The following is a 20,785-nucleotide window of genomic DNA, read 5'->3' on the forward strand; positions in this document are numbered from 1 at the left end:
AAGACACCGACCCGGCCGAGCTGGTCCGGCTGGCCAAGATCCGCTGGCGGATCGAGCATGACTACCGCGAGCTGAAGACCGCCCTGGGCCTGGACCACTTCGAGGGCCGCACTTGGACCGGCTGGCACCGCCACGTCACCCTGGTCACTGCCGCCCAGCTGTTCCTCACCCTGCTGCGCACCAGCCCAAAAGCCCGTGTCTCGGCCTGAGCCTCTACGCCGTGCTCCACCAGCTGCAGGCCCTGCTAGCTACCTGGACCGGCACCTGCACCGTCTGCGGCTCCCACATCGACAGCCAACCTCGAGCACCGACCTAACAAAGCACTACTAGGAGATCTGGCGCTTGAGCCAGAACTGCTCGAAGCCCCACGTGCCGGCTCCGCTGGAGTGGTAGCTGACCAGCTCCCAGCCCTCGCCGCCGAGCCCGTTGAGCACCGTGCTGGTGTCTCCCTGCTGCCGCTCCAGCTTCCCGCCGGGGAGCTTGACGCTCACCCCCGCGCGCTGCGACTCGGCGTCGTTGGCCGTGATGACCGAGGCGTACTCCCAGGAGGTCACCTCCACACCGTAGCGAGGGCCGCTCGGGAGACCGGTTCCGGTCGCCGCAGATCCGGCTACGGGCGCCGGTGGCCGGACCGGTTCTGGCCCGAGCCGGGGCAGGGCGCCGGCTCGGCGCGCGTCCCCCGGCCCCACAGCTCCGGCGCCCACGTGTGGTCGACGAACACCAGCGGGTCGCCGACCTCGTCGTGCCGGTCGTCGGTCGCTCCGCTGTCGCGGCGGGCCGTCAGCTCGCCGCACACGGGGCAGGTGTCGGGTCCGGCCATGGCCGGACAGTAGGGCCGGACAGTAGGGCCGTGCGGTGGGGACCCGGGCGTCAGGTCCCGGACGCCGCGTCCTCGTGCTCCGGGCAGTAGGTGGCGGTGGCCGCCCCGATGACCTGGCCGGCCTCGTAGCCGGCGAAGCCGCTGTCCTCGAGCGACGCGACGACGTCGGTGACGGCCACGCCCCGGTCGTAGGCGTCGCAGACCGCCAGCGCCAGGGCGATGAGGTCCTCGACGCTGCCGTGGGAGGTCAGGCCCTGGTCGGTGACGAAGTCGGTGAAGACGGCGTCGGCGGCCTCCCGGTCGGAGGGAGGAGTGCTCGTCGTCGCGGGGGCGGTGGCGGTCGCCGCCGGTGCGGCGCCGCCCTCGTCCCCGCAGCCGGCGAGCGCCGCCGCCGCGGCGAGGCAGGCGAGGGCCCGCCTCACTCCCCCGCGTCCGGTCCCCGGTCGCCCGGCACCAGCAGCGCCACGCACTCCACGTGCGCGGTCATGGGGAAAGCGTCGAAGGCGCGCAGCGCGGCCAGGCGGTGCCCGCCTGCGGCGAACGCGGCGACGTCGCGGCCCAGCGACGCCGGGTCGCAGGCGACGTAGACGACGGCGCGCGCCCCCGTGGCGGCCAGCACCCGGCTGACCGCCGGCCCGGCTCCGGCGCGCGGCGGGTCGAGCACGACGACGTCGGGGCTGCCGCCGAGCTCCTCGAGCAGGCCGGTGAGCCCCTCGGCGTCCACCTCTCCCTGCCAGACCTCCGCCTGCGGCAGCCCGGCCAGGTTGGCCTCGGCGGCGGCGCACGCCTCGGCGTCGGCCTCGACGCACACGACCCGGCCGGACTCCCCCACCGCCGGCGCCAGCGCGCCGCCGAACAGGCCCGCACCGGCGTAGAGGTCGAGCACCGACTCCCCCGGCCGGACGCCGGCGGCCCGTGCGACGTCGGACACCAGGGCGTCGGCGGCCGACCCGTGCACCTGCCAGAAGCCGGTGCCCTCCACCTCCCAGTCCCGCCCGGCCGCCCGGCGCCCGGACCGCCCGCCGGGCTCGGCCGGGACGTCGTCACCGGCGTGCAGCACGCGGGTCGACGTCGGCACGCCGCGGCGGTCCAGGCGGGTGGTGGTCACCGTGCCGGCCGAGTCGACGGCGACGTCGACCGCGCCGGCCCCGGGCCAGCGCCGCGCCAGCACCGCCTGCGCCGCGGGCTCGGCCGTGATCGGGCAGTCGTCGAGCAGGACGACGTCGTGCGAGCGGTGCCGCCGCAGTCCCGGCGCACCGGTCCGGTCGACGGCGAAGCGGGCCCGCGACCGCCAGCGCAGCGGACCGCCGGCCAGCGGCTCGACCTCGAGGCCGGTCAGCAGCGGGTCGCCGGCGTCCAGCCCGCCGAGCCGGACGAGCTGCTCGCGGACGACGTCGGCCTTCAGGCGGCGCTGCCCCTCCCACGACACGTGCTGCCAGTCGCAGCCGCCGCACCTCCCGGGCCCGCTGTACGGGCAGGGCCGCTCGACCCGGTCGGGCGAGGCCTCGAGCACCTCGACGGCGTCGGCGCGGCAGTAGCCGGGCTGGCGGTCCTCGGTGACCCGGGCGACCACCCGCTCACCGGGGAGCGCGTGGCGGACGAAGACCACGCGGCCCTCGTGGCGGGCGACGCAGTGCCCGCCGTGCGCGACCGGGCCGACGGCCACCTCGAACTCCCGGCCGGCCCAGCCACCGCCCCGGTCCGGCCGCGGCGTGCTCCTGCCGTGCCGACGCGGGCGGGGCCGCTCAGCCATAGGGAGTGGCCTCGACCTGGTCGTCGGTGAGGCCGCGGCGCAGGTCGCCGGGCATCGGGCCGTCCCGGCGGTCGTCCTCGCCGCGGCCGACCGAGCTCTCCAGCTGCCACGGCACCGTGGTGATCATGACGCCGGGCTGGAACTGCAGCCGGGCACGCAGCCGCAGCGCGCTCTGGTTGTGCAGCACGTTCTCCCACCAGTGCCCGACGACGTACTGCGGCACGAAGACGATGACCAGCTCGCGCGGGCTCTGCCGGCGGATCGCCTTGACGAAGTCGACCACCGGCCGGGTGATCTCCCGGTACGGCGACTCGAGCACGGTGAGCGGCACCGGGATGTCGTAGCGCTCCCAGTCGGCCTGCAGCCCCCGGGTGTCGCTCTCGTCCACGTTGACCGTCAGCGCGGTCAGCACGTCGGGCCGGGTGGCGCGGGCGAAGGCCAGCGCGCGCAGGGTCGGCTTGTGCACCTTCGACACCAGCACGATCGCGTGCACCTTGCTCGGCAGCAGGCGGGCGTCCTGGTCGGGCACGAGCTGCTCGGCCACGTGCGAGTAGTGCCGGTTGATGGCCTTCATCAGCAGGAACAGCACCGGCATCACCAGGATCACTAGGTAGGCGCCCCGGGTGAACTTGGTGGTCACGATGATCACCAGCACCGCCGTGGTGAGGGTGCCGCCGACGGTGTTGATGACCTGCGAGCGGCGCATGGCCCGCTTGGCGGCCGCGTCGTCGGAGAGCCGGATCTCGCGGTTCCAGTGCCGGACCATGCCCCACTGACCGATCGAGAAGCTGGTGAAGACGCCGACGATGTACATCTGGATCAGCCGGTTGGGATCGGCCTGGAAGGCCAGGATCAGCAGCGCCGCGAAGCCGGCCAGCAGCAGGATGCCATTGCTGTAGACCAGCTTGTCGCCGCGGGTGTGCAGCTGGCGGGGCAGGAACCGGTCCTGCGCGAGCACCGAGCCCAGCAGGGGGAAGCCGTTGAAGGCGGTGTTGGCGGCCAGGACGAGCACCAGCGCGGTCGCCGCCTGGATGTAGAAGAACCCGACCGAGGTGTCCCCGCCGAAGGTGGCCGCGGCCAGCTGGGCGATCACCGTCCGCTGCGGGTCGGTCTCGCAGTTCCCGGGGAACCCGACGAGGTCGCAGGTGTTCTCGGCGTACTTGACGCCGCCGATCAGGGCCAGCGCGGTGACCCCGGCGAACATCGTCGCGGCGATGCCGCCCATGAGCGCCAGCGTCGTCGCGGCGTTGCGCGACTTGGGCGGCCGGAACGCCGGGACGCCGTTGGCGATCGCCTCGACGCCGGTCAGCGCGGTGCACCCGGAGGCGAAGGCGCGCAGGGCGAAGAAGACCAGCGCGAGGCCTCCCAGGTCGTCGTACCCCGGCTCGGCGGTGATCGACCAGCCGGCGCTCTCGGCGACGACGGGGTCCCCGGTGACGAAGTCCCGGATCAGCCCGGTGACGATCATGACCACGATCCCGGCGACGAACAGGTACGTCGGGACGGCGAAGGTCTTGCCCGACTCCCGCACACCGCGCAGGTTGGCCGCCGCCAGCAGCGCCACCAGGCCGACGGCGATGAGCACGCGGTGCTGGTTGAGCGTGGGGAACGCGGAGATGATGTTGTCGGTGCCGGCCGAGACCGACACCGCAACGGTGAGCACGTAGTCGACCAGCAGGGCGCTTGCGACGGTGAGGCCGGCGAACTGCCCGTGGTTCTTCATCGCGACCTCGTAGTCACCGCCTCCCGAGGGGTAGGCGTGCACGACCTGCCGGTAGGAGAGGACGACGGTCGCCAGCAGCAGCACGACGACGACGGCCAGCCACGGCGCGAGGAAGAGGAAGGCGGTGCCGGCCAGCGTCAGGACGATCAGGATCTCCTGGGTGGCGTAGGCCACCGAGGAGAGCGGGTCGCTGGCGAAGATCGGCAGGGCCAGGGACTTCGGGAGCAGGGACTCCCCGACGCGGTCGCTGCGGACCGGACGGCCGACGACGAGCCGTTTGGGGAGTTGTCCGAGGTCGGACAGCTTGGGCACGGCGGCGATGGTACGGAGGCGGGGGCACCCGGTGCCGCCCGCCGCGACCCTCCCGCCCGGAGGGGTCATGTGATCCGGGACGCGTCCCCGGGAGCCCCGTGGCCGGGTGTAGCTTCGCGCCCTGGACCGCGGGCGGACGGCGCCCGTGCGAGGCATCCGGGAGCGACACGTGCACGTGGTCGTCATGGGCTGCGGCCGCGTCGGCTCCGCCATCGCGCGGCGGCTGGAGCAGATCGGCCACAGCGTCGCGGTCATCGACCAGGACCCCGAGGCCTTCCGCCGGCTGGGGCCGGACTTCGGCGGCCGGCAGGTGACCGGCCTGGGCTTCGACCGGCAGACGCTGCTCGACGCCGGCATCGACTCCGCCGGGGCGTTCGCCGCGGTCAGCAGCGGCGACAACTCCAACATCATCAGCGCCCGCGTGGCCCGGGAGACGTTCGGCGTCCAGCACGTCGTCGCCCGGATCTACGACTCCAAGCGCGCCGAGGTGTTCGAGCGCATGGGCATCCCCAGCGTGGCCACCGTCCCGTGGACGGTGAACCGGCTGCTGCGCGAGCTGCTGTCGGTCAAGGTCAGCGAGATCTGGCGCGAGCCCACCGGCCGGGTGCTGCTGATGCGCGTGACGGTCACCGACGGGTGGGTGGGCCGCAAGGTCGCCGAGCTCGAGGCCGCCTCGGGCGCGCGGGCGGCGTGGCTGGTCCGCTTCGGCGAGGCGCAGCTGCCCACCGCCACCACCGTGCTGCAGGACGGCGACCAGCTCGTCGTCGCGGCCACCGACGAGATCTCCGACCGGGTGCACCACACGGTCGAGCAGCGCGAGGGGGGCAGGGCCTGATGCGCGTGGCCATCGTGGGCGCCGGGGCGGTCGGCCGCTCCATCGCCGGGGAGCTGCTCAACAACGGGCACACCGTGATGCTCATCGAGAAGGACGGCCGCAAGGTCCGCACCCGCTCGGTGCCGGGCGCGGAGTGGGTGCAGGCCGACGCGTGCGAGGTCTCCTCGCTCGAGGAGGCCCAGCTGGCCACCTGCGACGTCGTCGTGGCGGCCACCGGCGACGACAAGGCCAACCTGGTCGTCTCGCTGCTGGCCAAGACCGAGTTCGCGGTCGCCCGCGTCGTCGCCCGCGTCAAGGACCCGCGCAACGAGTGGCTCTACACCGAGGCGTGGGGGGTCGACGTCGCCGTCTCCACCCCGCGGGTGCTCGCCGCGCTGGTCGAGGAGGCGGTGACCGTCGGCGACGTCGTCCGGCTGATGACCTTCCGCAAGGGTGCGGCGAACCTGGTCGAGATCACCCTCTCCGAGGACACCCCGTGGGCCGGCCGGCCGCTGCGCGAGGTGCCGCTGCCCCGCGAGACGGTGCTGACGGCGATGCTGCGCGGCGACCGGGTCATCACGCCGAGCCCCGACGAGCCGCTCGAGGTCGGCGACGAGCTGCTGTTCATCACGCACGCCGACGTCGAGGAGCAGCTGCAGCAGGTCCTCTCCCCCGAGATCGTCCGCTAGCCGGAGTCGCCCTCCGTGGCGACCCGGTGGCGGTGCAGGCGGGAGATCACCCAGAACGTCAGGGCCAGCGCGGCCGCGGTCACCGGCAGGCCGAGCACCAGTGAGGCGATGCCGAGCAGGTCGTCCTCGTCGGCGAGGTAGAGCGGCGTCTGCACGGCCACCCGGAGCAGGAACGTCAGCGCCCAGACGACGGTCAGCCAGCCGTAGGCGCGCACCACCCGCGGGTCGTCGCGCCAGTGCCGCTCGGGCTCGGGGTCGGCCGGGCGCTCACCGGACGCCGGCTCCGCGGGCTGCTGGTGGTGCAGCAGGGCGCGCGCGCTGTCGACCCGCCGGCGCAGGCCGGGCACCGTGTGCGCGGCCATCGACCCCATGTGGCTGGGCGCGAGGAACTCCGCGAGCACGCCGACCAGCGGCCAGCGCAGCGGCACCGACGCCAGCAGGACCACAGCGATGACGGCGTTGCGGATGATCCCCGGCACGTAGAAGTTGCGGGCCTGCCCGGAGGCGGCCGCGATGGCCACCGCCACCGCGACGCCGAACAGGCCGCTGAACGCCTGCTGGAGGCTCTCCCGGCGCACCAGCCGGAACAGCAGGACGAGGACGGCGGCGCCGATCGCCGCCCAAATGCCGGTCCGCAGGCCGCCGACGGAGTTGGCGACGATGAAGGCCAGCGTGGGCAGCGAGGCGTCGACCATGCCGCGCCAGCCGCCGAGCTGCTCGAGGACCGTGTGCCGGTCGAGCGTCAGCCCGTGCCCGCCGGCCCCGGCGTCGTCGGAGGTGGCGCCGTGCTCCTGCTGCGGTGCTGCTCCCCCCGGATCACGCCGGCCGTCGTCGTCGGCCGCCGGGATCACCCTGCGCTCAGCTCGTACCAGGGGTTGTAGATGACCTTGCGGCCGTCGAACTGGGCGAACCGGCCGCGGGCGGTCAGCGTCCGGCCGGGCTCGATGCCCGGGATCCGCCGCCGGCCGAGCCAGACGAGGGTGACCGAGCCGGACCCGTCGAACAGCTCGGCCTCGAGGGTCGGGACCGTCTCGCGCGGGGTGTAGACCACCGACTTGAGCCGGCCGGTCACGGTCACCACCGCGCCCTTCCGGCAGGCGCTCACCTGCTCGCAGCCGGCGCGGTCGGCCTCCTCGCGCAGCTCCTGCGCGTCGATGGCGGAGTCGTCGGCGGTCAGCCGCTGCAGCGTGCGCGCGAGCCAGCCGCCGGGACGGGTCTGTGTCACGGTCCCAGAGTAGTGCCGGTCCGGCGGCCGGCGGTGTGTTCCCCCAGCCACTCGCGGACGACGGCCCACGCCTCCCCCGCCACGTCGATGGGCACGCGGTGCCCGCCCGGGACGGTGCGCACCGTCACCCGGTCACCGGCGCCCGCCGCCGCGGCGGCGTACCGCTGCGACTGCTCGAGCGGGACGACGTCGTCGCCGGTGCCGTGCACGCACAGGACGTCGGCACCGGTGGGCAGCAGGCGCACCGGGTCGGCGACGGCGTAACGGTCGGGCACCTCCCCCGGCTCCCCGCCGAGGAACTCCTGGACGGCACCCAGGCCCCGGCGCTCGCCCAGGCGCTGCTGTGCGGCGTGCTGCAGGTCCACGACCCCGGCCTGCAGCACCGCCGCGGTCACCCGCACGCGCGGCGCGGCGCCGGGAGCGCCGGCCGGCAGCCGCCCCCGCCCGGCGGCCCAGGCGGCCAGGTGCCCGCCGGCGGAGTGGCCGACGACCGTGACGTCGCCGAGGTCGAGCCGGGGCGTGTCGGGCAGGCCGGGCAGCGCGTCGAGCGCGGCGGCGACGTCCTCGAGGGTGGCCGGCCACCCTCCGCCGGTACCGACCCGCCGGTACTCGACGGCGACCGCGGCGTACCCGGCGGCGGCGAGGTCGGCGGCCAGCGGGCGGGCCAGCTCGATGCCGTACGCCGCCCGCCAGAACCCGCCGTGCAGCACGACGACCACGGGCGCCGGGTCCTGCGCGGAGCCCCCCGGCGCCGGGTCCTGCGCGGCGCCCCCCGGCGCCGGGTCCTGCGCGGCGCCCCCGGGCGCCGGCCCGTCCCCGTCCGGCAGGGTCAGCTCGAGGAACTGGTCGGGGTGCGGGCCGTAGGGGACGACCGCCGGCGTCACGCCGTCGGCTCGGGCGGGGTCGCCGGACGCCCCGGCCGCCCTGCCTGCTGCTGCCCCGCGGCCTGCTGCTGGCGGGCCAACTGCTCGGCGGCCTGCGGCGGCAGGGTGAGCGGCAGCTGCTCGCGCACCGGCATCGGCTGGGTCCCCCGGACGACGACGATCCGGCGGAACACGTCCTCGAGCACCGCGGCCGCCTCGGGCGACTCCGCGGCCGGGCCGCTGATCATCCCGCGGAGGAACCAGCGCGGTCCGTCGACGCCGAGGAAGCGGGCGGGGCGGCGCACCGGCTTGGGAGGAGGGCCACCGGGCTGGGCCGGGGGCGTCACGACGACGGTGCCGGAGAGCTCCGGGCCGAAGGGGCCGTCCGCCTCCTGCAGCCGGCCGCCCTGCCCCGACGCGCTCCTCGCCAGCTCGGTGCGGACGTCGTCCCAGATGCCGGTGGCCCGGGGGGCGGCGAAGGCCGAGACCTGCAGCACCGAGTCGCCGTAGCGCAGCGTCGCGCCGACGACCTTCTGCTGCTGGTTGAGGTCCACCCGCAGCTCGGTGCCCGCCAGGGCCGGCAGCCGCAGCGCGCCGAGGTCGACGCGGGGGGTGCCGTCCTCGGGGACGTCGGACTCGTCGTAGGGACCGGTGGTCTCCTCGACGTCGCGCTCGCGGTGCTGCGGCTCGGGCGGGACGCCGCGCTCGCGCAGGGTGCGGTCGATCCGGCCGCGCCGTCGTCCGAAGGGCATCTCAGGCCTCCTGTCCTGCGCCGGTGGACCCGTGCCCGGCCTCGCCGCGGACGCTCCCGGGCAGCTGGTCGACCGGCACGAAGCGGACCTGCACGACCGGCTGCACGACGAGCTGTGCGACCCGGTCGCCGCGGCGCAGCGTCAGCGGGGTGGTGGGGTCGAGGTTCACCAGGTTGACCTTGATCTCGCCGCGGTAGCCGGCGTCGATGGTGCCCGGGGCGTTGACGAGGCTCAGCCCGTGCCGGGCGGCGAGGCCCGACCGCGGGTGCACGAAGCCGGCGTAGCCCTCCGGGATGGCCACGGCCACGCCGGTGCCCACCAGTGCACGCTCGAACGGGGCCAGCTGCACGTCCTCGGTGAGCGTGAGGTCGGCTCCCGCGTCGCCGGGGAGGGCGTAGCGCGGGGGTGCGGCCCCCGCCGCGGTCAGCCGGACGGGCACCTCGAGGGGGTCGGACACGACGGCGACCCTAACCGCGGCCCGTACGGGTCGGCGGACCGGACGCGCGGCTCAGGACAGGCCGCGCCGGAGGTCGGTCCGCACCCTCCGGGCGAGGGTCTCGGTGGCCTTGAGGTTGCCCCGGCCGCCGAGCGCCGCACCGATCAGCAGCGGCGCCGCCGACGGCGCGCTGCGGGCGATGCGGCGGGACAGCCGGCGGCGCAGTGCCCGGAACCCGGCGGTGCCGAGGACGGTGCCCATGGCCTGCCGCTCGCCGCCCTCGACGGCGCGCTGCTGCGTCCAGCTGGACAGGTAGGCGGCGGCCTTCTCGGCGGGGGTCCCGGCGGCGGGCCGGCCGTGGATCTCGTGCAGCTCGCCGAGCATCACCACCTCGACGGCGGCGGTGAGCAGCGTCTCGGCGCCCAGCTCCAGCGGCAGCGCCACGAGCGACGGCGTCGCGAACCAGTGGGCGGCCGCCAGCCCGCCGGTGGCCGCACCGACCGCGGCGGTCAGCCGGGAGGAGCGGGTCACCAGGGCGTCGGCGATCTCCTCGTCCGACAGCCCCGGGTACGCGGCGCGCAGCCGGGTCGCGTCGCGGATGGGCAGGCGCGGTGCGGCCGTGGCGAGCAGGTCGCCGATGACGCCGACCGGGTTGCGGCCCGACCGCTCGTCGTCGGCCGTGCCCGCGGGCCGGTCCCCGCCGCGGCTCCCGGCCGCCGCGGAGGTCGCCGCCGAGGTCGCGGCGGAGGTCGCGGCGGAGGCCAGGGCGCCCAGGACGTCGCGCAGCACCCCGCCGGCCGACCGGCGGGGGTCGGGCTGCCCGGCGGCGGACGCCTCGTCGGCGCCCCCGCTGAGGAGCCCGGACACCGCGTCGGCGACCGCGCGGGCGGCGCGGCCCAGGCCGCTGTCGTCGGCGGGCCAGGCCGGACCGTCCCCCGACCGGTCCGGCCCCGGCGCGGCCTGCGGGACCGGCCGCGGCGGCGGGACGTCACGAGGCGCGCCGATGCGCTGCGTCGACTCGGGCGTCGACTCGGGCGTCGGTTCGGTCATCGGCTGGTCCACCCCGGTCCGTCGGATGTCGGTCGGCCTCCCTGCAGGGTCCCGCCGCCGGCCTGCGCGCGGTGGGGGGCAGGGAGGTCCTCGGTCATGCGGCGCAGTCGCGGCAGTAGTTCTGGTCGCCGCGGGTGGCGGCGAGCCGGCTGCGGTGCTGCACGAGGAAGCAGCGCGAGCAGGTGAACTCGTCCTCCTGCTTCGGCAGCACGCGGACGGTCAGCTCCTCGTTGGACAGGTCCGCGCCGGGCAGCTCGAGGCTCTCGTTGAAGTCGGTCTCGTCGACGTCGACCGAGGCCGACTGGGCCTCCGCGCGACGGGCCTTGAGCTCCTCGAGGGAGTCCTCGCCGAGCTCGTCGGCCTCGTTGCGGCGCGGGGCGTCGTAGTCGGTGGCCATGGGGTGTGCCCCTCCTCCGGGGTTCTCGCGGGCGCGTCGAGCGCGCCCGCCGTGGTCCGACGGCGGCGGGGGCCACCGTCGTCCTGGCCGGCCGCCCGGGGGCGGCCGCTGGCTCGGCCGGGCCCGCGTCCGGCCGACGCGGTGGTCGGCTCGGTACGGGACCGGCAGCCCCCCAACGCCGTGTGGCCCCGGTTTGTGCCCGCACTTCCGGGCGGGACACACGGGACCGTTCCTCGACCCGTGCAGGGCCCCCGGAACGGGCCCGGGCGGGCCGGTCGGGGAGCGGAGTGCCGGAGGTTACCCTGCCGCCCGTGTCGAGTCCCGTGGGAGCTGACCCCGCCGTCGTCGGTCCGTATCTCGCCTCCGTCCTCGGTGACGAGCGCTGGCGGGAGGTGACCGTCGAGCTGATCGCGGCGGGCATGTCCAACCTCACCTACGTCGTCACGCCGGCCGGCGGCAGCGCCGACGACGCGGTGATCCTGCGGCGGCCCCCGACGGGCGCGGTGCTGGCCACCGCGCACGACATGGCCCGCGAGCACCGGGTCATCAGCGCGCTCGGGCCGACGCCGGTCCCGGTGCCGCGGACGCTGCACCTGTGCACCGACACCGAGGTGCTCGGGGCGCCCTTCTACGTGATGGAGCGGGTCGTCGGCCTGCACGTGGTCGACGAGATCCCGGCCGGCTACGCCGACACCCCGGAGCAGCGGCGGCAGATCGGCGACGGGCTCATCGACGTCCTCTCCGACCTGCACGCCGTCGACCCCGAGGCGGTGGGCCTCGGTGACTTCGGGCGGCCCGAGGGCTTCCTCGCCCGGCAGGTGCGGCGGTGGACCAAGCAGTGGGACGCCACCCGCGACCGCGACCGCCCGCAGATGGACGCCCTCGCCGCCCGGCTGGCCGAGACCGTGCCGGTGACGCAGCGGACCGGCGTCGTCCACGGCGACTACCGGCTGGACAACTGCCTGCTCGACCCCGGGCGCCCCGGCGGCATCCGCGCCGTCCTCGACTGGGAGATGTCGACCCTCGGCGACCCGCTCACCGACATCGGCATGCTGTTCGTCTACTGGCCCGAGGCCGGCGAGACCCGGCCGGTGCTCAGCCCGGTGACGACGCTGCCCGGCTTCCCGACCCGCCGGGAGATCGCCGAGCACTACGCCGCCCGCAGCGGCGTGGACCTCTCCGACCTCAACTGGTACGTCGGCTTCGCCTTCTTCAAGTTCGCCGCGATCGTGGCCGGCATCGTCGCCCGGTCGGCGGCCGGTGCGATGGCCGGCAAGGACACCTCCGGCTACGCCGACCGCATCGACCCGTGCGTCGAGCTCGGACGCGCCGCGCTGGAGGACGGTGTCCTCTGAGGTCGGCGGCCGGACCTAGACTCCGCGCGACCCGCCGCACCTGCCCGGGGGGCCGTCGAGGAGGACGACCGTGAGCACGAGCACCGACAGTCCCCCGGCCCGCCCCCGGCGGGACCGCCGGCCGGTGCCCCCGCTGGTCTTCCTGCTCGTGCTCGCCCTGGCCGCGCTCGGCGTCTGGTGGAAGGTCCTCGACGACGCCGGCGCCCGCGAGGACGCCACCGAGGCCGCCTGCGTCACCGCCGCGGGCGCACCGCCGTCGCTGGACCCCAGCACGGTGACGGTGCGCGTGTACAACGCCTCCGACCTCGCCGGCAAGGCGCAGGAGGTCGCCGACCAGCTCACGCAGCGCGGCTTCGTCGTCGACGAGGTCGCCAACGACCCGACCGACCGCGAGGTGACCGGACCCGGCGAGATCCGGCACGGCGCGCGCGGCACCGACGCGGCGGGCTACCTGGCGCTGTTCCTCCCGGGCGCCGGCTCCTTCCAGGACACCCGCGCCGACGCCCGCATCGACCTGGTGATCGGCCCGGACTTCCCCGGGCTGGCCTCCCCCGACGACGTCGCCGCCACCCTGGACCCGATCGCGAGCGCCGAAGCGGCCTGTTAGCGGGCGCCGCCCGGGTGGAGGCGGTCGAGCAGGGCGAGGAAGGGCTCGGCCACGGTCCCGGGGACCGCGACGGCCATCGGCTCGGCGAAGCGCCGGCCGGGTAGACCGGTGACCACGAGGCCGGCCTCGGCGGCCACCAGCGCGCCGGCGGCGTGGTCCCAGGGCTTGAGGTCGAGCTCGTAGTAGGCGTCCACCCGGCCGGCGGCCACCGAGCACAGGTCGAGGGACGCGCAGCCCTGACGGCGGATGTCGCGGACCTCGGTCAGCAGCTGCGCCACGACCGCGCCCTGCGCCCGCCGCTGCTCCACGCGGTACCCGAACCCGGTGGCCACCAGCGTCTGCTCCAGTGACGCCGGCCGGTTGCCGGCCAGCCGCACCGGCTCCGGCTCGGCCGGCGTGCTGAGGAAGGCCCCGCCACCGGCCGTGGCGGTGAACAGCTCGCCGGTGGGCACGTCGAGCACGGCGCCGGCCACCGTCACGCCGTCGACCTCGGCGGCGATCGAGACGGCGTAGCCGCGCAGCCCGTAGAGGAAGTTGACGGTGCCGTCGATCGGGTCGACCACCCAGCGCACGCCGCTGGTCCCCTCGCGGGCTGCGCCCTCCTCGCCGAGCAGGCCGTCGTCGGGGCGCGCGTCGAGCAGCCGCCCGGTGATCAGCCGTTCGGTGGCGGTGTCGACGGCGGTCACGACGTCGGTGGGGCTGCTCTTGACGTCGACGGCGGCCGCGGCCGAGCCGCGCTCGCGGGCGACGAGACCGGCCGCCTCGCGGGCGGTGGCGACCGCGAGGTCGAGCAGCTGGGCGGGGGACGGCGGGGCACTCACCCGGGGGATCCTGCCCGAGCCACCCACCGAGGTGCGGCGCCGGTCACTAGGGTGATCGTGTGCAGGGGTTCGGTGTGGACATCGGCGGCAGCGGCATCAAGGGGTGTCCGGTCGACCTCGAGGCCGGTGTCCTGGTCGGCGAGCGGGTGCGGGTGGAGACCCCGCAGCCCTCGACGCCGGAGGCCGTCTACGAGGTGGTCGCCGGGATCGTGACCTCCTTCGGCTGGACCGGCCGGATCGGCGTCACCTATCCCGGGGTCATGAAGCGCGGTGTCGCGCACACCGCGGCCAACATGGACAAGGGCTGGATCGGCACCGACGTCGACGCCGGCCTCACCGCGCTGGTGCCCGGGACGGTCGAGACCCTCAACGACGCCGACGCCGCAGGGCTGGCCGAGATGCGCTACGGCGCCGGCCGCGACCAGGACGGCGTCGTCCTCATGCTCACCTTCGGCACCGGGATCGGCAGCGCCCTGTTCTACGACGGGCGGCTGGTGCCCAACACCGAGTTCGGTCACATCCAGGTCGACGGCGAGGACGGCGAGCGCCGCGCGTCGGCGGCCGCCCGCGAGCGGGAGGACCTCTCCTACCCGCAGTGGGCGGCGCGGGTGGACCGCTACCTCGACGTCCTCGAGGCCGGGGTGTGGCCCGACCTGATCATCGTGGGCGGCGGGGTGAGCAAGAAGGCGCACAAGTGGGTGCCGCTGCTGAGCACCCGGACGCCGGTGGTGCCCGCCCAGCTGCAGAACGACGCGGGCATCGTGGGGGCCGCCCTGGCCGCCGCGGAGCGGTTCGAGCCCTGACCTCGGGCCGGAGCAGCCCTTCCGGGCGATCCGGGACCGTTCGAGGCGGTGGTCACACCGGCTCCCGTCGCTACAATGGAAGAGCCCCAGCCCGTCACCACCCAGCCGGGAGTCATCCCCCGTCCGCGTCGCGGTGAAACACCGTGCCGGATCCTGGGGCCTCCCCGCTCCGCGGCGACGGCCGGGGCCGCTACCCGGGAGTCACACCGCTCCCGGGGAACGCACCCAGCACGGGAAGGATCCTGAGTGCCCGCCGACACGCCTGCACCGGACGACGCCACCGCGAGCACCCGCTCCCGGAACGTCGCCGCGAGCACCCGGTCTCCCCGGACCAGCGCCACCGTCGGGGTCGCCGACGACGCGCCGGCCAAGCCCGCCACGCGCAAGCGGGCTCCTGCGGCGAAGACCGCCACCAAGTCGGCCGCGCCGAAGAGCGCCCAGAAGCCGAGCATCAGCCCCTCCCCGGGTACCGGTGAGGGCACCGTGCTGACCGCCGTGGCCACCGACGCCTCCGCCGTCGCCGTGGTCGACGCCGGCGCCGAGGGGCTCACCCTCGACGAGGCCGTCGTCGCCGGTCCCGACGGGGCCGAGGCCGCCGAGGCGCCCGCCGCCGAGGAGGCCACCGCCGAGGGCGGCACCGACTTCGAGTGGGACGACGAGGAGGAGTCCGAGGCGCTGCGGCAGGCCCGCAAGGACGCCGAGCTCACCGCCTCGGCCGACTCGGTCCGCGCCTACCTCAAGCAGATCGGCAAGGTCGCCCTCCTCAACGCCGAGGAGGAGGTGGACCTCGCCAAGCGCATCGAGGCCGGCCTCTACGCCGCCGAGCGGCTGCGCCAGGTCGAGGAGGAGGGCCAGAAGCTCTCCCCGCAGATGCGCCGTGACCTCAACTGGATCGTCCGCGACGGCGAGCGCGCCAAGAACCACCTGCTGGAGGCCAACCTCCGCCTCGTGGTCTCCCTGGCCAAGCGCTACACCGGCCGTGGCATGGCGTTCCTGGACCTCATCCAGGAGGGCAACCTCGGCCTGATCCGCGCGGTGGAGAAGTTCGACTACACCAAGGGCTACAAGTTCTCCACCTACGCCACCTGGTGGATCCGGCAGGCCATCACCCGCGCCATGGCCGACCAGGCCCGCACCATCCGCATCCCGGTGCACATGGTCGAGGTCATCAACAAGCTCGGCCGCATCCAGCGTGAGCTGCTCCAGGACCTCGGGCGCGAGCCCACCCCGGAGGAGCTGGCCAAGGAGATGGACATCACGCCGGACAAAGTGCTGGAGATCCAGCAGTACGCCCGGGAGCCCATCAGCCTCGACCAGACCATCGGCGACGAGGGCGACAGCCAGCTCGGTGACTTCATCGAGGACTCCGAGGCGGTCGTGGCCGTCGACGCGGTCAGCTTCACCCTGATGCAGGACCAGCTGACCAGCGTGCTGCAGACGCTCTCGGAGCGTGAGGCCGGCGTGGTCAGGCTGCGCTTCGGTCTCACCGACGGCCAGCCGCGCACGCTCGACGAGATCGGCCAGGTCTACGGGGTCACGCGCGAGCGGATCCGGCAGATCGAGAGCAAGACGATGTCGAAGCTGCGCCACCCGAGCCGGTCGCAGGTCCTGCGCGACTACCTCGACTGACGCGAGGACTCCACCGGAGAGGCCCCGACCCGCCAGGGTCGGGGCCTCTCCGCGTTCCGGCACCCGAGGTGCGCGGCACCCGGCAGGGCCGGATGATCCTCCGCAACGCCGCCCAGGGGCTCACCGAGCCGAGCGGTCGTCCCCGAGGTCGTGATCCCAGCGCCGCAGGCCGACACGCGGAGGCCCTCCGATGGACTTCATCCAGCAGAACCTGATCGACCCGGTCTCGAACGTCCTGTGGACCTACGTGCTGGTCTACGTGCTCCTGGGCGTGGGCCTCTACTTCGGGTTCCGCACGCGCTTCGTCCAGGTGCGGCTGTTCGGCCGCATGCTGCGGCAGATCACCTCCTCGCGGAGCGGCTCGGACGGTGGCATCTCGTCCTTCCAGGCCTTCTGCGTCGGCCTGGCCTCGCGCGTGGGGACGGGCAACATCGCCGGCGTGGCCATCGCGCTCACCCTCGGTGGTCCCGGGGCGATCTTCTGGATGTGGGTCGTCGCCCTCGTGGGCATGGCCACCGCGCTCATCGAGGCCACCCTGGCGCAGATCTTCAAGATCCCGGCCGGTGACGGCAGCTTCCGCGGCGGGCCGGCCTTCTACATCGAGCGCGGCCTCGGCTCCCGGCGCGGCGGCGTCCTCTTCGCCGTCCTGCTGATCTTCACCTTCGGCATCGCCTTCAACATGGTCCAGGCCAACACCATCAGCGACGTGCTGGCCGGCGGGCACGGGGTCGGCGAGTGGTGGTCCGCGGCCCTGCTGATGGTCCTCACGGCGTCGGTGGTGTTCGGCGGGGTCCGTCGCATCGCGCGGGTCGCCGAGTGGCTCCTCCCGGCGATGGCACTGGCCTACGTCCTGCTCGCCGCCGTCATCATCGCGCTCAACATCACGCAGGTGGGCGCCGTCCTGGGACAGATCTTCTCGGCCGCGTTCGGTCTCGGCGAGGCCGCGGCCGGCATCACGGGTGGGCTCGCGGCAGCCCTGCTCAACGGGGCCAAGCGGGGGCTGTTCTCCAACGAGGCGGGGATGGGCAGTGCCCCCAACGCGGCGGCGACCGCGACCACCAGCCACCCGGTCAAGCAGGGACTGGTCCAGTCCCTGGGCGTCTTCGTCGACACGATCATCGTGTGCTCCGCGACGGCCTTCATCATCCTGTTCGCCGGATCCGCGGTGTACCGGCCCGGGGAGACCACCGAGGGCGCCTCGCTCACCCAGGCGGCCGTGGCCCACGAGCTGGGGAGCGGGACCACCTGGGTCATGAGCGTCCTGATCTTCGTGTTCGCGTTCTCGTCGGTGCTCGGCAACTACTCCTACGCCGAGGTGAACATGACCTTCCTCCGCGCCCGGCCCGTGGCCCTGACGGTGTTCCGGGTCGTGGTCGTCGCCGTGGTGGGCGCCGGGGCGCTGCTCGAGCTCGCCACCGTGTGGGCGCTGGCCGACGTCGCCATGGGCTTCATGGCGCTGGTCAACCTGGTCGCCCTCGTGCTCCTGGGCCGGTGGGCCCTCGGGGCGCTGCGCGACTTCGAGCGTCAGGTGCGGGCCGGGCAGGACCCCGTCTTCCGCACCACCGACAACCCCGACCTGCCCGGGACGGTGGCCGACAGCGTCTGGAGCTCCGACGAGCCCGCCCGGTCCGCCGGACGCACGAGCTGACGGGAGCGTCCCGCGCGTGATCTCGGAGAGGTCACGATCTCACCCGGGTGGGCTGCCCGTGCGGTGTACCGCGGCACCGGTCGGGTAGAGCGCGTAGCGTGGAGGACGTCGAGACAGCAGCGGACCCACAGCCGGAGACCAGCCGGCGCCCGGAGAACCACCAGTCCCACCAGACAACCGGCACCACCCAGTGACGTCCCTGCTGAACCCACCACCACCAGTCCCAGCGGTCACCCGGCTCACCGAGACCCGGTGAGTCGACCGCAGTGACGGGAGGCACGGGAACACAGGGGTCCATCCTGGCGCTGTGCAGGAGGCCGATCCGCAGCCGCGGGTCCGTGCGGTAGAGAGCGAGTGATGACCCAGATGACCCAGACGCTGACGACGACCCCCGCCGCCGACGACCTGGTCGTGCCCTTCCACTGCGACCGGTGCGGCGCGCTGGCCAAGGTGCGTGTCGTGCTCGCCAGTGGCAGCGACCTCGTGTTCTGCGGGCACCACGCTCGCGAGTACGACACCAAGCTCCGTGACATCGCCGTCGACATCATCGCGACGGACGGCGAGTAACCCTCACCACTCCGAGAGAGGGCGCTATCGTCGCGTTCCGCGATGAAGCCCTCACCCGACGCCGCCGCCGGCGTCCCCGGTCCGCATGACGCGGCCGGGGGCCCGGCGGCTCCGTCGTTCCCGGGGACCCCCGGTCGACGGCGACCCGAGGAAACCCCGATGCCGCAGCACCCTGCCTCCACACCCGCCGCCACGTCCGAGGATCCCGGACCGGGCGGCTTCTCCGACGACACCCGCCCGGTGCCGCGCGACCGCGGCCCCGTCGGTCCCGACGCGGCGCGTCCGCCTGCCGGCGCCCCGGTTCCGCCCGCCGCTGCGGACGGGACCCCGGCCGACGCCACCGCGGACCCCGCCGTGGAGCCACCGGCCGAGGCCCCCGTCGAGGCCCCCGTCGCGGCTCCCGTCAGGACCCCCGTCGCGGCCTCCGCCGGTGCCGACGCCACGCCGGCGCCCGACCCGGTCCACGACACCGTGGCGCTGAGCGGCGACCCGGCCGGCACGCGGACCACCGAGCCGGTCGACCTGGACGGGCGCCCCGACGCTCCCGCGGCCGCGGACGCCTCGGACACGGTCGCGCTGGACGGTGGCGCCGTGCCCGCCGACGCGCCCCGCACCCCGCCTCCCTCCGCGGTGCCCGCGTCTGCCGCTCCCCCGGCCGGGTCCACCGGCGGTCCCGGTGGCCCTGGTGGCCCGGGCGGTCCCGGCAGTCCCGTCCCGGGTCCGCGCCGTCCGCGCTGGCGCCGTCCCGCCGTCCTCGTCCCCGTCGGCCTGCTGGCGGTGCTCGGCGCGGCCTACGGCGTCGACCTGCTCGTGGCCGGCGGTGACGTCCCGCGCAACACCGTGGTGGCCGGCGTGGAGATCGGCGGCCTGTCGCCCGCGGCCGCCACCGACGCGCTCGAGCAGGACCTCGCCCCGCGGGTCGCCGCCGACCACGTCGTCGTCGCCGACGACGTCGAGGCCACCCTCTCCCCCGCTGCCGCCGGCATCACCCTCGACGTGGACGCGACCGTCGACGCCGCCGACGACCAGCCTCTCAACCCCTGGACCCGCCTGGTCTCGCTGTTCGGCGAGCGAGAGGTCGCCCCGGTCATGACCGGCGAGGACACCTCCCTGGCCGCCCAGGTCGACACGATCGCCACCCAGGTGGACCGGGCGCCGGTCGACGCCGGCATCACCCTCGAGGGCACCACGCCGAGCCTGGTCGAGCCCGTCGACGGCCGGACGCTGGACCGCGAGGGCGCCGCGACGGCGATCACCGGAGCGCTGGCGGCCGGCGGCGACCCCGCGACGCCGATCGAGCTGCCGGTCGACGTCGACCCGGTGCGCGTGGACACCGAGGAGGCGCAGCGCGTCCTCGACGAGACCGTCACCCCGGCACTGGCCGCGCCCGTCATGGTGACCAGCCAGGACGGCGCCACGTCCGTCGAGATCCCGGTCGAGGCGATCGCCGCCTCGCTGACCTTCACCCCGCAGGACGACGGCGAGCTCGCCGTCGCCGTCGACCCGGCCGCGCTGCGGACGGCGATGGCCGAGGAGTTCAGCGCCTTCGGCACGCCCGCCGAGGACGCCCGCTTCGAGGTCGTGGGCGGCAGCGTGCAGGTCGTCCCGTCCGTCGACGGCACCGGGGTGGACCCGGCGGCGCTGGCCGACCAGCTGCTCGAGGTGCTGCCCGATGCCGCACCGCGCACGGTCACGGCCGAGCTCGGGCCGGTGCCGGCCGAGCTGACCACCGAGGAGGCCGAGGCGCTCGGCATCCGCGAGACGGTCAGCTCCTTCACGACGACGACCACCAACAACGCCAGCGGCACGAACATCCGCGTGGTGGCCGAGGAGGTCGACGGAGCGCTGGTGCTGCCCGGCGAGACGTTCAGCCTCAACACCTACACCGGGCCGCGCGGCACCGCCCAGGGCTACGTGCCGGCCAACGTCATCAGCGGCGGTGAGTTGTCCACCGCGGTCGGCGGCGGGATCAGCCAGTTCGCCACCACGATGTTCAACGCGGTCTTCTTCGGCGGCCTCGAGGACGTCTACCACAAGCCGCACAGCTTCTACATCAGCCGCTACCCGGCCGGCCGTGAGGCCACCGTGTACGAGGGCCAGATCGACCTGCAGTGGCGCAACGACACCGACACCGGCATCTACGTGGACACCCAGTGGACGCCCGCCGCCTCCGGCGGGTCGATCACGGTCACCTTCTACGGGACCAAGCGCTACGAGGTCGAGGCGATCGAGGGCCCGCGGACGAACTACCGCCAGCCGGCGGTCCAGGAGCGGGTCGACGACGGCGACTGCATCTCCCAGTCCGGCGTGCCGGGCTTCGACGTCACGGTGACCCGGGTGTTCCGCGACCTGCAGAGCGGCGCGGAGATCCGGCGGGAGACCTTCGAGACCACCTACGCGGCCGAGGCGGTCATCCGCTGCGTTCCCCCGCCGGCCGAGGCCCCGGCCGCGCCCACCCCGGACGGCGGCACCCCGCCGGCCGAGCCGACGGCCTGAGCGGCCACCCGATCGGGCCGCCCCG

Annotated in this window: 23 protein-coding genes; 10 read left to right on the plus strand and 13 right to left on the minus strand. The window is 74.9% G+C overall.

Annotation, left to right across the window (positions count from 1 at the left end):
- On the plus strand, positions 1 to 209 hold a 209-nt coding region (locus BM414_RS19875), incomplete at its 5' end, for a transposase (RefSeq protein ID WP_139245960.1).
- A 117-nt stretch (positions 210 to 326) separates the two neighbouring features.
- On the opposite strand, the gene BM414_RS19880 is transcribed toward BM414_RS19875, so the two are convergent.
- From BM414_RS19880 to BM414_RS19900, 5 genes are read right to left on the minus strand one after another with little or no spacing between them, the layout of a single operon-like run.
- Entirely contained in the window at positions 327 to 554 is a 228-nt protein-coding gene (locus BM414_RS19880) for a DUF4177 domain-containing protein (RefSeq protein ID WP_093582413.1), read from the minus strand.
- A gap of 56 nt (positions 555 to 610) precedes the next feature.
- On the minus strand, positions 611 to 820 hold the full coding sequence (locus tag BM414_RS19885) for a hypothetical protein (protein WP_139245961.1): 210 nt from the start codon (positions 818 to 820) through the stop codon (positions 611 to 613).
- Between the two features lie 50 nt (positions 821 to 870).
- Positions 871 to 1,242, minus strand: a complete 372-nt coding sequence (locus BM414_RS19890) for a DUF732 domain-containing protein (protein WP_175551702.1) — start codon at positions 1,240 to 1,242, stop codon at positions 871 to 873.
- Entirely contained in the window at positions 1,239 to 2,573 is a 1,335-nt protein-coding gene (locus BM414_RS19895) for a class I SAM-dependent RNA methyltransferase (RefSeq protein ID WP_093582248.1), read from the minus strand. The genes BM414_RS19890 and BM414_RS19895 overlap by 4 nt, the downstream gene beginning before the upstream one ends.
- Positions 2,566 to 4,608 (minus strand): APC family permease, encoded by a 2,043-nt coding sequence (locus BM414_RS19900; protein ID WP_093582415.1) that lies wholly within the window; start codon positions 4,606 to 4,608, stop codon positions 2,566 to 2,568. The genes BM414_RS19895 and BM414_RS19900 overlap by 8 nt, the downstream gene beginning before the upstream one ends.
- Positions 4,609 to 4,777: 169 nt before the next feature.
- Between BM414_RS19900 and BM414_RS19905 the strand changes: the two genes are divergently transcribed.
- Entirely contained in the window at positions 4,778 to 5,443 is a 666-nt protein-coding gene (locus tag BM414_RS19905; protein WP_093582250.1) for a potassium channel family protein, read from the plus strand.
- Positions 5,443 to 6,111 (plus strand): potassium channel family protein, encoded by a 669-nt coding sequence (locus BM414_RS19910; RefSeq protein ID WP_093582252.1) that lies wholly within the window; start codon positions 5,443 to 5,445, stop codon positions 6,109 to 6,111. Before BM414_RS19905 ends, BM414_RS19910 begins: the two co-directional genes overlap by 1 nt.
- On the opposite strand, the gene BM414_RS19915 is transcribed toward BM414_RS19910, so the two are convergent.
- The 7 genes from BM414_RS19915 to BM414_RS19945 form a co-directional block, all read right to left on the minus strand.
- On the minus strand, positions 6,108 to 6,962 hold the full coding sequence (locus BM414_RS19915) for a DUF3159 domain-containing protein (RefSeq protein ID WP_245784849.1): 855 nt from the start codon (positions 6,960 to 6,962) through the stop codon (positions 6,108 to 6,110). The two genes, BM414_RS19910 and BM414_RS19915, sit on opposite strands and share 4 nt — an antisense overlap.
- Positions 6,959 to 7,336 (minus strand): OB-fold nucleic acid binding domain-containing protein, encoded by a 378-nt coding sequence (locus BM414_RS19920; RefSeq protein ID WP_093582254.1) that lies wholly within the window; start codon positions 7,334 to 7,336, stop codon positions 6,959 to 6,961. The genes BM414_RS19915 and BM414_RS19920 overlap by 4 nt, the downstream gene beginning before the upstream one ends.
- Positions 7,333 to 8,220, minus strand: coding sequence for an alpha/beta hydrolase family protein (locus tag BM414_RS19925; RefSeq protein WP_093582256.1), 888 nt, complete (start codon positions 8,218 to 8,220; stop codon positions 7,333 to 7,335). The genes BM414_RS19920 and BM414_RS19925 overlap by 4 nt, the downstream gene beginning before the upstream one ends.
- Positions 8,217 to 8,951 carry a DUF3710 domain-containing protein gene (locus BM414_RS19930; protein WP_093582258.1) on the minus strand — a complete coding sequence of 245 codons (735 nt, stop codon included), beginning with the start codon at positions 8,949 to 8,951 and terminating at the stop codon, positions 8,217 to 8,219. The genes BM414_RS19925 and BM414_RS19930 overlap by 4 nt, the downstream gene beginning before the upstream one ends.
- 1 nt (position 8,952) lies before the next feature.
- Positions 8,953 to 9,408, minus strand: a complete 456-nt coding sequence (gene dut, locus BM414_RS19935; RefSeq protein ID WP_093582260.1) for a dUTP diphosphatase — start codon at positions 9,406 to 9,408, stop codon at positions 8,953 to 8,955.
- Between the two features lie 51 nt (positions 9,409 to 9,459).
- Positions 9,460 to 10,437 (minus strand): hypothetical protein, encoded by a 978-nt coding sequence (locus BM414_RS19940; protein ID WP_093582262.1) that lies wholly within the window; start codon positions 10,435 to 10,437, stop codon positions 9,460 to 9,462.
- Between the two features lie 94 nt (positions 10,438 to 10,531).
- Complete coding sequence (locus BM414_RS19945) at positions 10,532 to 10,834, minus strand: DUF4193 domain-containing protein (RefSeq protein WP_093582264.1); 303 nt, start codon at positions 10,832 to 10,834, stop codon at positions 10,532 to 10,534.
- Between the two features lie 311 nt (positions 10,835 to 11,145).
- Between BM414_RS19945 and BM414_RS19950 the strand changes: the two genes are divergently transcribed.
- Positions 11,146 to 12,189: a phosphotransferase family protein gene (locus BM414_RS19950; protein WP_093582419.1), complete on the plus strand. Its 1,044-nt coding sequence runs from the start codon at positions 11,146 to 11,148 to the stop codon at positions 12,187 to 12,189.
- Positions 12,190 to 12,259: 70 nt separating this feature from the next.
- The gene (locus BM414_RS19955; protein ID WP_093582266.1) at positions 12,260 to 12,796 is read left to right on the plus strand and encodes a LytR C-terminal domain-containing protein; all 537 of its coding nucleotides are present in this window, start codon (positions 12,260 to 12,262) and stop codon (positions 12,794 to 12,796) included.
- Here BM414_RS19955 and BM414_RS19960 read toward each other — a convergent pair.
- On the minus strand, positions 12,793 to 13,617 hold the full coding sequence (locus BM414_RS19960) for an inositol monophosphatase family protein (protein WP_093582268.1): 825 nt from the start codon (positions 13,615 to 13,617) through the stop codon (positions 12,793 to 12,795). The genes BM414_RS19955 and BM414_RS19960 overlap by 4 nt on opposite strands.
- A 59-nt stretch (positions 13,618 to 13,676) precedes the next feature.
- Between BM414_RS19960 and ppgK the strand changes: the two genes are divergently transcribed.
- The 5 genes from ppgK (at position 13,677) to BM414_RS31465 (ending at position 20,760) form a co-directional block, all read left to right on the plus strand.
- Positions 13,677 to 14,420 (plus strand): polyphosphate--glucose phosphotransferase, encoded by a 744-nt coding sequence (ppgK, locus tag BM414_RS19965; protein ID WP_093582269.1) that lies wholly within the window; start codon positions 13,677 to 13,679, stop codon positions 14,418 to 14,420.
- 246 nt (positions 14,421 to 14,666) lie between these two features.
- Positions 14,667 to 16,049, plus strand: a complete 1,383-nt coding sequence (locus tag BM414_RS19970; RefSeq protein WP_093582271.1) for an RNA polymerase sigma factor — start codon at positions 14,667 to 14,669, stop codon at positions 16,047 to 16,049.
- Between the two features lie 190 nt (positions 16,050 to 16,239).
- On the plus strand, positions 16,240 to 17,697 hold the full coding sequence (locus tag BM414_RS19975) for an alanine/glycine:cation symporter family protein (protein ID WP_093582273.1): 1,458 nt from the start codon (positions 16,240 to 16,242) through the stop codon (positions 17,695 to 17,697).
- A 357-nt stretch (positions 17,698 to 18,054) separates the two neighbouring features.
- Entirely contained in the window at positions 18,055 to 18,264 is a 210-nt protein-coding gene (locus BM414_RS19980) for a DUF7455 domain-containing protein (protein ID WP_199505451.1), read from the plus strand.
- 159 nt (positions 18,265 to 18,423) lie between these two features.
- A complete protein-coding gene (locus BM414_RS31465) occupies positions 18,424 to 20,760 on the plus strand; it encodes a VanW family protein (RefSeq protein WP_093582277.1) in 2,337 nt (778 codons plus the stop codon).
- Positions 20,761 to 20,785: the final 25 nt, after the last annotated feature.

Origin of the sequence: Geodermatophilus amargosae (assembly GCF_900116515.1) — a bacterium.
GTDB lineage: Bacteria > Actinomycetota > Actinomycetes > Mycobacteriales > Geodermatophilaceae > Geodermatophilus > Geodermatophilus amargosae.